The sequence below is a fragment of the Spirochaetota bacterium genome, from assembly GCA_038043445.1.
Classification (GTDB): Bacteria; Spirochaetota; Brachyspiria; order Brachyspirales; family JACRPF01; genus JBBTBY01.
The window spans coordinates 1-12,811 of the sequence record JBBTBY010000018.1 but is presented as its reverse complement, the minus strand read 5'-3'; the positions used below and the strand labels follow the sequence as shown (position 1 = coordinate 12,811).

Annotated in this window: 10 protein-coding genes; 7 read left to right on the top strand and 3 right to left on the bottom strand. The window is 55.5% G+C overall.

Annotated features, from left to right (window positions below; translation table 11 throughout):
• The 6 genes from AABZ39_02850 to dnaJ all read left to right on the top strand — a co-directional run.
• A partial coding sequence (locus AABZ39_02850) for a hypothetical protein (protein MEK6793689.1) occupies positions 1-277 on the top strand: 277 nt, incomplete at its 5' end.
• Between the two features lie 320 nt (positions 278-597).
• Entirely contained in the window at positions 598-1,674 is a 1,077-nt protein-coding gene (locus AABZ39_02845) for a hypothetical protein (protein ID MEK6793688.1), read from the top strand.
• Positions 1,667-4,645 carry a PD-(D/E)XK nuclease family protein gene (locus AABZ39_02840; GenBank protein MEK6793687.1) on the top strand — a complete coding sequence of 993 codons (2,979 nt, stop codon included), beginning with the start codon at positions 1,667-1,669 and terminating at the stop codon, positions 4,643-4,645. The genes AABZ39_02845 and AABZ39_02840 overlap by 8 nt, the downstream gene beginning before the upstream one ends.
• Before the next feature lie 230 nt (positions 4,646-4,875).
• Entirely contained in the window at positions 4,876-5,502 is a 627-nt protein-coding gene (locus tag AABZ39_02835; GenBank protein ID MEK6793686.1) for a nucleotide exchange factor GrpE, read from the top strand.
• A gap of 24 nt (positions 5,503-5,526) precedes the next feature.
• Positions 5,527-7,491 (top strand): molecular chaperone DnaK, encoded by a 1,965-nt coding sequence (dnaK, locus tag AABZ39_02830; protein ID MEK6793685.1) that lies wholly within the window; start codon positions 5,527-5,529, stop codon positions 7,489-7,491.
• Between the two features lie 127 nt (positions 7,492-7,618).
• Positions 7,619-8,770, top strand: coding sequence for a molecular chaperone DnaJ (gene dnaJ, locus AABZ39_02825; GenBank protein ID MEK6793684.1), 1,152 nt, complete (start codon positions 7,619-7,621; stop codon positions 8,768-8,770).
• A 183-nt stretch (positions 8,771-8,953) separates the two neighbouring features.
• Here the strand turns inward: dnaJ and rpmA are convergent, their stop codons facing one another.
• The 3 genes from rpmA to rplU are packed head-to-tail and all read right to left on the bottom strand — an operon-like array spanning position 8,954 to position 9,839.
• Positions 8,954-9,199: a 50S ribosomal protein L27 gene (rpmA, locus tag AABZ39_02820; GenBank protein ID MEK6793683.1), complete on the bottom strand. Its 246-nt coding sequence runs from the start codon at positions 9,197-9,199 to the stop codon at positions 8,954-8,956.
• 3 nt (positions 9,200-9,202) lie between these two features.
• On the bottom strand, positions 9,203-9,526 hold the full coding sequence (locus tag AABZ39_02815) for a hypothetical protein (protein MEK6793682.1): 324 nt from the start codon (positions 9,524-9,526) through the stop codon (positions 9,203-9,205).
• 4 nt (positions 9,527-9,530) lie between these two features.
• Positions 9,531-9,839, bottom strand: coding sequence for a 50S ribosomal protein L21 (gene rplU, locus AABZ39_02810; GenBank protein MEK6793681.1), 309 nt, complete (start codon positions 9,837-9,839; stop codon positions 9,531-9,533).
• Between the two features lie 449 nt (positions 9,840-10,288).
• Between rplU and dnaE the strand changes: the two genes are divergently transcribed.
• Positions 10,289-12,811: DNA polymerase III subunit alpha (gene dnaE, locus AABZ39_02805; GenBank protein ID MEK6793680.1), on the top strand; the 2,523-nt coding region annotated here is incomplete at its 3' end.

The following is a 12,811-nucleotide window of genomic DNA, read 5'->3' as shown; positions in this document are numbered from 1 at the left end:
TACGGATATATCTCTCGGGCGTACCGCCGCGCGTGATCCGAACCACCTCATGATAAACGCCCGGGTGTACCACGACAGTGTCCCCCGGTTCGCATCGATCGACCGCCTGCTGTATGGTGCCGAATGCATTCTCCCTTTGCCCATCGAGACCGTTCTTGGTTATATTTTTAATATCTACGTGGTATACCGCCGCCTGCACGTTCATGGCGATAAGCGAGAACACAACGGCGCAACGGATGAAAGTACCCGCGACTATCCGTACGCTCATGCGATATAAATTTTGCATACTGACAGTATACATCGTTTACGTCTATTTGTCTTGGTATTAAGGTATAGAAAATGCGAAAGGGGAATTCAGTTTCATGAGTTTTGTGTACAGCCTAAGGCGAAGTCTGTCTATTGTCGGTGTTCCCGGGCTGCTGAAGCCCATGTCGCGCACCAAGCCGCCAAAACCGCAAAGAACATCGCCCCCTCCGTGGACTCCGTGAAATACTTTCTCTTTCTCATTCTTCGCCGCAAGTGTTCCGAAATAGGTGAACTCCTGACCGAATTTGCCTTGAAAATTATCCCTCAAAGCCGTATAATGACCGCGGGTTTATGAAAAAAGTCATCGCAACACTCATCGCCATCATTTCCGCCGCCGTGCTCTTCCCGATAGCCCCTACTCACGATGAATATCTTTTCCTTACCGCCGGCGGCTACGGTGAGCTGCGCATCCATATTTCCGTACCGGACGCTGTCCCCCTTGAAACGCTCGATACGATATTCCAATCACTTGCCGCCGAACGAGCGCTCACGCTTACGTTCTTTTCCCATACGTATCAGCACCCCTACCATCATTATTTCGCGACCGTGTCATTCTCATCACTTTCTGCCATATCGGGGATAAACAATAATTATCTGCCGTTCCTCGCCGTGCGGAGCCTTTCCCTTGTACGCGCGCCCGAGGGCGGCATGGACCTCTCCATTACTGTTGATCCGTCGCAGCGTACGCCGGTGGTACTCCCGAAAGATCCGGTATTCCCGGTACAGACGAATGACGCGGCAAAATCGCCCTATCGCGTACCCGGGGTACCGTCGCTTTCATCGAATATCGTCGCCATTACGAACGTACGCACGAACGCGGTTACGAACACCGTACGCGTGCCAGAGACCGCATCGGAGCGCATGGCGATGCGCATCGACGATATCATGCTCGGGCGTACGAATTCGCTCATAACGAATATCATAGCCGCCGCACCCTCCGCGAGCGGATCATATCGGTTCGAGGTGAATCTCCCGGCACGGGTCAAGGATGCGTCGGGTGTCGAGGTCGCAGAGAACATCGTCACCGCACAGATACCGTATGCATCCGGGAACGCGGTCGCCATACACGCGCTCACCGAGAATGCCGTCACCTCGCGGCGGCCGTATCGCGTCTTCAAGGGAGAGAACAGCGTCCTCGTCTACGGACCGCTCGGATACGCAGTGCCGTCCGACCACTCTATCGCGATGCAGGTGAAGCAGAAACGCCCCGGCATCTTCAATGCCCGCTCGTTCGATATCCGTTCGATACGCATCCGGAAAAAAACGTTCCGCGAGAACGTGATAGACTGCGATGTCGAGGTGACCGCGAGCACGCGCACCGGCACGCTTGAGACTTGGCGATTCGAGGAACACATCCCGCGTGAGTGACCCCGGCACGCTCATACTCTTCCCCCGCTCCTACGCCCGTGAAGAACACATCAGCAGATCGTTACGCGACGGCATTTCCGTCATAGCCACGTCGCGCATCGATGACGTATACCACTTCTACCGCTCGGTATACGATGCGATAATGCCCGCACGGACGGTGCTCACGGGAGAGGCGGCTCAACTCGTCATGCAATTCGCAGCCGATGAGCATGCCGTTCAAGGCTCCGCCCTTGCACCGCTCATGCGCTCGCAGAGCTTTGCGCGCGAAGCGTTCGCCCTCTACGAAACGCTCGCCCGTTACGGCGAGGCCCGCGAGATGATGTCCGTTCCCGGCGGCCATGCCGACGCCTTCGCCGATATATTCGGACGGTATGAACGACTTCTCGCCGAGCGCGGCCTCATCGATGCCGTTTCCGATGTGCGCATCTTCTTCACGAAGCTCGCCGCAGGAAGACCCGCACCGCTCGCCGGCATCACGCACATTGCATGCCGCGGCTTCCTTTCGTTCAACGAGCTCTATCGCCGTTTTTTCTCGATCATTGCGGATACATGCCGTATACCCATCATCGTTCATGTACCGGCATCTCGCGAACAGTTCTCAGCGCTTACAGCCGCGACGATGACCTCCGCGGAAGAACTTTTCATTCCCGGCATCCGTATCGAATATGGAACGGATGTCGATGCACTTTCATCGTCGGTCATCAATGCGCTCATCGGCGGCACATCATCACCCGAAGGACATGCACGCCTTTCGTTCCTGTACTCCTTCGGCGCGTACCAGGAGGCCGAGACCATTGCGCATGCGGTCGATTCTCTTGTCCGCCGCGGCGTTCCGGCGCACCGTATCGCCGTCGTCGGAGACATTGCAACGCTCCATCGCCCGCTCACCGATGCGTTCGCCCACCTCGCTCTGCCCGTATCCTCTCGGCGGGGGGATGTGCTCGGCGATCACCCGATAGCGCGTATGCTCATGACGCTCTTCTCCATCATCGATCAGGATACGACCGTCGATGTCGATGCGCTTTCCGGGTTGTTCGCATCGGGCATGGTAACGCATCCATCGTGCGACCGGTATCGCGCGCATGCGCTCCTGCATGGAAAGAAGGGGCTCGATCTGCCGGAACGCGCGCGCGCATCGCTCATCGCGTCATCCGTCGACCGCCTGCGCACGGATGACACATCCGTGCATGCATTCGGCGTCTTCGTGAACGAGACCATAGCCCGTGCACGAACGCTCACGCGCGCACGGGATTTCAGCGAAGGCGTAACGCACCTTCGCGACCTCGCTGAATTCCTCGGCTTCTCCCGCTTCGCCGATGCGATGGGCGATGACATGCGCGGCATCTATGCGTCGGTACTCGAAGCACTGGATACGCTTCGCGTCTGTGATACGGTGTACCGCGGCGAGCAGTTCTCCATCGATGACCTTCGCACCGCGGCGGCAAGAACGCTCTCTGCCCTGACCCGCGAATCGGGTGCTTCACGCGGGGGTGTGCGGCTCCTTACACCGTATGACATTCGCGGCGCAGAGTTCGATCATATCATCATCGGCGGCTGTACGGAGGGGGGATTTTCCTTTTCGGACAATGCGCTCCTTTCCGACGATATGCGCCGGGCCATACACGCGCGCTACCCGGCCATGCCGCTCTCGCCGTCGTCCAACAATGAGGAATTGCTGCTCTTCTGTTCTGTTGTGCTCGCACTCGCACCCGCCGGCGGCATCACCTGTTCTCTCACCGCGCGCGATGAACGCGGGAATGAGGTGCTGCCGCATCCGTACATGGACGCTGTCATGCACGCCTTTGAGCCCGCACTCGCTGATGCATCCTGGGAAACGCGTGCGCGTGAAACGTTCACCCCCGCGGTGTCGGTCCATTCCCGTGCACGCTATGTACCGACCCTTGTAGAAGCGCGTACGAGAATAGATGCGGAGAACGCGATCGCTCAAGGCGCATCCATCGAAGAGGCGACACGGGCGACAGGATCATATATCGATGATGCGTTCGAACGCGACAATGCCCGGCTCCTTGCAATGCGCATGCGTACTCTGAGCGAAAAGTATATGGAAGCGCTCTCGGCACCTGCCATGCAATGGTTCAGATCGTACATCGCAGGGGATATAAGCGTCACCGACCTCGAATCGATAGCCCGCTGTCCGGGGGAATTCATAGCCAGGCGGCTCTATCGCATGGATGAAATGCGGATACCGCTCGGCGGCATCGAGCATGCCGATCGCGGGGCGTATTTTCACCGCATCTTCGAGCGATTCTATGGAACAGTGCGTGAACGCTATGGCTCCTGTGCGCTCACGCGTACGCATCGCGATGACTACCGAAGCCTTATCGCCGAAGTCATCGACACGGTCACGATACATGCCGGTCTCGCGCATGAGGAAGGATATGCCCGCAGTGAAGCGCATCGTATCGCGAAAAGGTTCATCGACCATGAGATAGCGCTTGCTGAGAAAAGCGGTTTTGTCCCCGAGTATATCGAACACACATTCGAACATCATCCCCTCAGGCATATTTCCATAAAAGGAAGAATAGACAGGATCGATATCATGCAGCGGGACGGACGCATCACCGGTATCCGCGTCATCGATTATAAATCATCCGCAACGGTCATGAAAAAGGACGATGTGCGCTCATACCGGGTACTGCAGCCATTCCTCTACCTCGCGTATGCGATCGATATGCTTTCGCTTTATGATGCCTGTGAGAAGGGCGATGTGCAGATCGAGTGCGGCTATTACGCGTACTCTGAATCCGCCCTTGCGGATAAGGCGTATACGCCGTTCACGGACAAAGAGATAATGCGCTCTTTCTTCCGCAAGGATACCGAGGAAATGAATATCTATGCTGCGGTGCTGCCGGCGATAGCAGACCTATCCGCAGGGATGGTACGGTTCCGTCCCGATGAAAACTCGTGCAGGAAATGCGTCTACCGCGTCGCTTGTCCCGCTGAATTCTGACGATATACCCCCGTGTATTGATATTCAATTGATGGATACGCCCGTAGAGAAAAATGTATCATTCCGAAACAGTTGTGCGGGGATAGCACCGGCGCTCGTACGATATTACGTCCGATAGCACCGTTACAAGCCATAATTCCCTCAAAAAAACAGGGATTCATGCATCCATAACGATACAAGTAACCTGCCATTGGCATGTCTTTTGCTTGAAATACCGGAGTGTTTTAACCATGGACGATAAAATAAAAGAAGAAAAAGAAGATCCTGCAAAAGCCAAGGAAGACCCCATCGTGGATCTCATGGTCGCAAAGCAGGAGATCGAAGAGATGGAGTCCAGGCTCCGCGATTATGAGGATATCGCCAAGCGCTCCCGCGCGGAAGCGGAAAATATGCGTAAGCGTTTCGAAAAGGAAAAATCCGAATTCCTGAAATATGCGAACAAGCGCCTTATCGTCCAGATGCTCGATTTCCTCGACGATTTCGAGCGCGCGCTCAAAGCGGACATGAAGGATGTGAAACATTTCCATGACGGCGTTTCGATGATACACAAGCGCCTTATCGGCTTTCTCGAAGGGCACGGCGTCAAGGAGATCGATCCCATCAATGCGGAATTCGACCCGAACGTCCACGAGGCGATAAGCCTTGAGGAAGCGGATTCCTATGACCGCGAAAAGGTCATCGAGGTATATCAAAAAGGCTACAAAATGTACGATGATGTGATACGGACTTCGAAGGTCCGTATCGGCCGCCCGAAAGCACCGGCGGCGGAAAATGATCCTCCTGCAGGCGCACCAGGTGCTGCAGCGGGAACGATCGCCGCTCCGGCTCAACCGGCGGCGGAAGGGCAATCGAATTAAAGGTCTACGAAAAGGAGTGGAACCATGGGTAAAGTAATCGGCATCGATCTGGGAACGACGAATTCATGCGTTGCGGTCATGGAGGCCGGCAAACCGGTCGTTATCACCAATTCCGAGGGCGCGCGCACGACGCCGTCGATAGTCGCCTTCACGTCGAAGGGCGAAAAACTCGTCGGCCAGCCGGCGAAGAACCAGATGATAACGAATCCGGAGAACACGATATATTCGATCAAGCGCTTCATGGGCAACCGCTTCGATGAGGTCTCCGAAGAGATGAGCCGCGTACCGTACAAAGTGACGAACGATAACGGCGTGCCGAAGGTGAAGACCACCGACGGTGATTATTCGCCGCCGGAGATATCGGCGCGCGTGCTCCAGAAGATGAAACAGACGGCCGAGGATTATCTCGGCGAAAAGGTCACCGATGCGGTCGTTACCGTTCCCGCATATTTCAACGACTCACAGCGCCAGGCCACCAAGGACGCCGGGCGCATCGCCGGGCTCAATGTGCTTCGCATCATCAATGAGCCGACGGCGGCATCGTTCGCGTACGGCATCGACAAGAAGAAGGACGAGGTCATCGCCGTGTACGATCTGGGCGGCGGCACGTTCGACATTTCGATACTCGAGCTCGGCGCAGGCATTTTTAAGGTAAAAAGCACCAACGGCGACACGCATCTGGGCGGCGACGATTTCGATCAGCGCATCATTCGCTGGGTGGTCGACACGTTCAAGCGCGAACAGGGGATCGACCTTTCCAACGATAAAATGGCGCTTCAGCGCGTCAAGGAAGCCGCGGAAAAGGCGAAGGTGGAACTCTCGGGATCGCTGCAGACCGACATCAATCTTCCGTTCATAACCGCCGATCAGAGCGGGCCAAAGCATCTCAATATGACGCTTACCCGCGCGAAGTTCGAGGAACTTGTCGACGATCTCATTGAAAAAACACGCATACCCTGCCAGCAGGCCATCAAGGACGCAGGCATATCCGTTGACGCCATCGACGAGGTCATTCTCGTAGGCGGATCGACACGCATACCGAAGGTACAGGCGCTCGTTAAGGAACTTTTCAATAAAGAGCCCAACAGAAGCGTGAACCCCGACGAAGCGGTGGCGATAGGCGCCGCAGTGCAGGGCGGCATTCTTGCCGGCGACGTCCATGACATGCTCCTCCTCGACGTGACGCCTCTCTCGCTCGGCATTGAAACGCTCGGCGGCGTGATGACGAAGATGATAAAGAAGAACACCACTATCCCGACGAAGTTCTCACAGGTATTCTCAACGGCCGCGGATAATCAGACGGCGGTGTCCATCCATGTACTTCAGGGCGAACGCGATGTAGCGACCGGCAACCGCACGCTCGGTCGCTTCGACCTTGTCGGCATACCGCCGTCACCGCGCGGCGTACCGCAGATAGAAGTGACGTTCGATATCGACGCGAACGGCATCGTACATGTGTCCGCGAAGGACCTTGCCACCGGTAAAGAGCAGAAGATACGCATCGAATCATCGAGCGGTCTTACCGAGGAAGAGATCAAGAAGATGGTGCGCGAGGCGGAAGAGCATTCCGCAGAGGATAAGGCCGTGCGCGAAAAATCAGAGGCGCGCAACAGCGCCGACCACTGGATATACCAGACGGAGAAATCGCTCAAGGAATACGGCGACAAGGTGAGCGCATCCGACCGCACCGATCTTGAAGCGAAGGTAAAGTCGCTCCGTGAGATACTTGACAGCGGCAGCGCCGACGATCTAAAGAAAAAGACCGAGGAACTTACCGCAGCGTGGAACAAGCTTGCCGAGGTCATGTACAAGGAAGCCGCTGCGAAAGGCGGTGCTCCCGGCGGACCGGGAGCGCAACCGGGCGGACCGAATGCCGAGGGCGGAGCGGACCAGAGCGAACCGAGATCGGACGGCGGCGATGCGAAGAAAAAAGACGATGTCGTCGATGCCGACTTCGAAGTCGTTGATGAGGATAAGAAAAAGAAATAAGCACGCATGAAAGACAAGAAGAACACGGCGGTATATGCAGGCTCCTTTCGCATGCGTATACCGCCGTTCTTTCTGTTGTACGGTACCGCCGTTTGTGATATAATGGGGCTCCGAAAAGGCGAACGAAATGGCTGATAAGCGCGACTACTATGATGTACTGGGCGTCGGACGGGACGCGAGCAAGGACGATATCAAACAGGCATATCGCAAGCTCGTCATGCAGTATCACCCCGACCGCAACAAGACCGACAAGAATGCCGAGGATAAATTCAAGGAGGCCACCGAGGCCTACGAAATACTTTCCGAAGACAAAAAACGTTCGCAGTACGATCGCTTCGGCCATGCGGGCGTGCACAGCGATTTCTACGATGCCTATTCGCGTTCCGGCGGCCAGTGGCAGTCCGACGCGTTCTCCGATTTTTTCAAGAACCGCGGCGAGGCGTTCGACGACATCGGCGATGTGTTCAGTTCGCTCTTCGGTTTCGATCTCGGCGGCGGCGCTCGTTCGTCGCGGCGAGCGCGCGGCAACGATCTTCGCTATGACATCTCGCTTACGCTCGAAGAGGCGGCAAGCGGGAAGAAGATGGAGATCGCGGTAAAAAAGAACGACAATTGCGATGCCTGCGGCGGAAGCGGTGCGGAAAAGGGCTCAAAACCCATTACCTGCATAGAATGCGGCGGACGCGGCCAGGTGCGGCGCGCTCAGGGATTCTTCAGCATTTCAACGACATGCCCGCGCTGTCATGGGACCGGACAGGTCATCAGTAATCCGTGTAAAAGCTGCCGCGGGAGCGGTGTCGCCATAAAATCGAAGACATTGTCGGTGAACATACCCGCCGGCGTGGACAATAATACGCAGGTGCGCATCGCCGGCGAGGGTGAAGCGGGCGGACGCGGCGGCACGAACGGCGATCTCTACCTTTTCATTCACACGAAAGACCACGACTATTTCCTCCGCGACGGGAACGATCTCATAACCGAAGCGCCCATTTCGATCGTACAGGCTGCGCTCGGCTGCGAGATAACCGTGCCGACGGTGGACGGCAAGCGCGTGAAGATAAAAGTACCCGAGGGAACGGTGAGCGGGAAAGTGTTCCGTGTACGTTCGCAGGGTATGCCTCATGTGAACTATTCATCGCGCGGGGATATGCTCGTGCGCGTCATCATCGAACCGCCGAAAGGCCTCAACAGCCGTCAGCGGCAGATCCTGGAAGATTTCAGGAAGACGATTTCAGAAAAAGAAGACCCCAAGCCGCGTAAGCCGTATCTCGGGGAATGATGACTGTCATTAGACAAGGAATACAAGGCCGCAGTACCGTATCGTTCCCGTTGATACGGACTATCGAGGTATAGTATCGTTGTTTTTGAAAAAACCCGCATCCAAGAGCCCTACCATTGTTACACAGGTAAGGACTACTGGATCAATGTGTGAAGTCGGGATAGGGAAAACTGAGCACTCGCTTTATTGCGCAATGACATCCACTTTCCGGCGGCCGTGCTTGTTGCTGCCGAATTTAAGTATGCCGTTCACCTTCGCGAAGAGCGTATGGTCCTTGCCCATGCCGACGTTCAAACCGGGGTGTATCTGCGTACCGCGCTGGCGAATGATGATATTGCCCGCGGTGACGACCTCACCCGCATATCGTTTTACGCCGAGACGCTGCGCGTTGCTGTCGCGTCCGTTACGTGCACTTGCACTCGTTGCCATAGGTCATTCCTCCGTTTCACTGTAGGTCATATACGCTGCGTTCTCGCCTGCGAGGTCCCGCAATGCCGCGAGAAAACCGCGTATCAACGTGTCACATTCCGTTCGAACACCGTCCGCCGGGCGGATGACGAGCGTCATGTCGCCTTTTGCTTTCCGGTATTCCACCACCGCACCCGGCGCACTCCCGCGCACGGCTTTCGCAAGCCCCTGCGTGAGCGTCGACGCTGCGATACACACTTCATAACCGACCGCTCCCTTCGGGGCGGCATGTCCGCTCACGGTGAGCCGCACATCGCCCGCTCGTCTCGTAACGGAGCACTCGATCACGGCGTCAGGCCGAGATATCCTCGATCAGAAGCCGTGAATATTTCTGCCGATGCCCGCGCAGTCTTCGGAAATCCTTTCGTTTGATGAACCGGAAGACGAGGACTTTATCGCCCTTGCGCTCACCGGCCACGGTAGCCGTTACCTTCGCATTGGCCACATACGGCGCCCCGATGGACACCGAATTATCGTCCTTTTTGACGAAAAGCGTCTTTATCTCGGGTGCCGCTGCGTTCTCCCCGAGGTAATCGATGAGTATTTTGGCGCCTTTGGTCACCTTATACTGCTTGCCTTTGACTTCAATTATGGCATACATTGCCGTTCTCCTCATTGCGCTCGCACGGGCTTCTGCCCGCGAAAGAGAAAGGATTATATGCAAAAGGCCGATTTTTGTCAATCTCGCGATCCGTCCTGAAGTCTCGCATAAGGATTAAGAGAAACCACGGAGATCACGGAGAAAATGCTGAGAGAGTAGCGCGAAAAAGTTGAATATTTTCACACGAAAGGTAAAGCCTGCTGCCTATACTCCTATATATCATTTCATTGATTTATCTTCCATGCCTCTGTGCCCTCCGTTGTTTCTTTTCTTACGTCATAGTTCAGGTCCGTTTTCAAATGTTCGGAATGTAGCATTATTATACGAATGGGCGCCACGGGTGGCATGCCGCAAAGGTGAACAGTAAAAAATTCATCGTAACCGTTTGCTTTTTATCGCTGGTTATGTTAATTATATAAGGTAGTCCCCATCACACGGAGCGTTCCAGAATGGCATTTGTCCACCTGCATGTCCATTCGCAATATTCCGTTCTCGATGGCGCAGCCCGCATCGACGATCTTATCGCAAAAGCAAAATCCTACTCCATGCCGGCACTGGCCCTCACCGATCACGGGAATATGTTCGGGGCCATGGAATTCTTCATAAAGGCCAAAAAAGCGGGCATCAAGCCGATAATCGGCTGCGAAACGTATGTGGCGCCCCGTTCACGAACCGACCGAGAAGTGAACGAGAACGAATCGAAAACCGCCATGCACCTCGTGCTTCTCGCCAAGGACAACGAGGGCATATCCAATCTCAGAAAGCTCGTCAGCCGCGCGTACATCGAAGGATTTTACTATAAACCGCGGATCGATCACGAACTCCTGGAAAAACATCATAAAGGGCTGATATGTCTTTCCGCCTGTATGGGCGGTGAGATACCGCAGCGCATACTCCTCGGCGATAAACCGGGAGCGCTTAAGATCGCCCAATGGTATAAGGACCTCTTCGGGGAAGATTTTTTCATCGAAATGCAGGACCAGGGCATACCGGAAGAGAAGCCTCTCAACCGCGAGCTCTTCGAGATAGCCAGGGACCTCTCAATAGAAATGGTCGTGACCAACGACGTGCACTATGTGGAACGCGACGACGCGAAAGCGCATGCGGCGCTCCTCGCCATACAGACGCATTCAACGCTCGCCAGCCCCAAGATGAAATTCGACACCGAGGAGTTCTACCTCAAGAGCGAAGAGGAAATGCGCGTCATGTTCCCGCGCATGAACAAGGCGTTCAAGAACACGGTGGACATCGCCGAACGCTGTGCGGTAGAGATGAAAAGCCCGGACTACTACATGCCGGAATACGACATACCGGACGGTCTTGAAAAGGGCGCGTATCTGTTAAAACTCTGCCAGGAAGGTCTTGTCAAGCGCTATGGCAACTCGCCGGTCCCAGAGGAAGCGTATGATCGCCTCGCCTTTGAGATGAAGACGATAACCGAAATGGGTTTTGAGGGATATTTCCTCATCGTCTCCGACTTCATAAGCTATGCGCGCAGTCAAGGCATCATGGTCGGCCCGGGCCGCGGTTCGGCTGCGGGAAGCATTGTCGCCTATGCGCTCGGCATTACCGAGATCAATCCGCTCCCGCACAAGCTCCTCTTCGAACGCTTCTTGAACCCCGCGCGCAAAAGCATGCCCGATATCGACGTCGACTTCCCCGATGACCGCCGCGAGGAAGTGATAACCTATGTACGCGAAAAATACGGCGCTGATAATGTCGCGCAGATAATAACGTTCAACACGCTGAACGGCCGCTCCATCGTGCGCGATGTGTGCCGCGTTATGGATATACCGCTCGTCGAGGCGGACAGGCTCGCGAAACTGATACCGGGGAAATTCAGCGAGGAAGAAGAACAGGAGAAGCTCCCGAAGATAATGGCCGCGTATAAATCGGTGGATGAATTCCGCCAGGCTGTCGATTCGAACATCGCCTATAAAAGGATGTACGATATCGCGATCAAGCTCGAAGGGCTGATACGCTCCGTCGGCCTTCATGCGGCGGGTGTCGTCATTTCAAGCGTGCCGCTCATCGATGTGGTGCCGCTCTACCGCGACAATCGCGACAAGGAGAACGTATCGCTCGCCTGCCAGTATGAGATGAATTACATCGAGGATGCCGGCCTCATCAAGATGGACTTCCTCGGCATCAAGAACCTGCGCCTCATCAAGGAAGCGGTAGCCGATATCGAAAAGCGCCACGGGGTCACCATCGACATCAACAATCCGCCGATGGAGGACGATCTCGTCTACGATGTGTTCCGCCGCGGGGATACGCAGGGTATATTCCAATTCGAAAGCGACGGCATGCGCCGACTGCTCATAAGTTTGAAGCCCACACGCTTCGGCGATCTTGTTGCTGCAGTAGCGCTCTATCGCCCGGGTCCGCTCAAGGCCGGGATGGATAAAACGTACGCGAACCGCAAGAACGGCAAGGAACGCGTATCCTATCCGCACAACGATCTTAAGGATGTGCTCGGCGAAACGTTCGGCGTCATCATCTATCAGGAACAGATCATGCAGACATCGCGCATACTCGGCGGTTTTACGCCGGCGGAAGCGGACGATCTGCGCAAAGCCATGGGCAAGAAGAAAAAAGACATCATGGCGAAGATGAAGGACAAGTTCATCGAGGGCGGCATCAAACAGAAGTACGATAAAAACTTCCTTGAAGAGATCTATGAGACGATGGCGGGGTTCGCCGAGTACGGGTTCAATAAATCGCATTCGGTGTGTTATGCCTTCGTCGCCTATCAGGAAGCGTACATCAAGGCGCATTATCCGCTGGAATTCTACACTGCGCTCCTCAATACGGTCAGCGGCGACACTGAAAAGCTCAACCTCTATACGAGCGAACTTCGCGTCAAGAACATCGGCGTCATACCGCCGTCGGTCAATGAAAGTACCGCAGTGTTCTCACAGAAGGACGGAAAGCTCGTCTATGCGTTCGCCGCCATCAAGGGCATCGGCATT

Excerpts from the sequence above, each read along its gene's own strand:
- rplU (MEK6793681.1), bottom strand. The coding sequence starts at position 9,839 with ATGTATGCCATAATTGAAGTCAAAGGCAAGCAGTATAAGGTGACCAAA.
- AABZ39_02845 (MEK6793688.1), top strand. The coding sequence starts at position 598 with ATGAAAAAAGTCATCGCAACACTCATCGCCATCATTTCCGCCGCCGTG.
- AABZ39_02835 (MEK6793686.1), top strand. The coding sequence starts at position 4,876 with ATGGACGATAAAATAAAAGAAGAAAAAGAAGATCCTGCAAAAGCCAAG.
- dnaJ (MEK6793684.1), top strand. The coding sequence starts at position 7,619 with ATGGCTGATAAGCGCGACTACTATGATGTACTGGGCGTCGGACGGGAC.
- dnaK (MEK6793685.1), top strand. The coding sequence starts at position 5,527 with ATGGGTAAAGTAATCGGCATCGATCTGGGAACGACGAATTCATGCGTT.
- rpmA (MEK6793683.1), bottom strand. The coding sequence starts at position 9,199 with ATGGCAACGAGTGCAAGTGCACGTAACGGACGCGACAGCAACGCGCAG.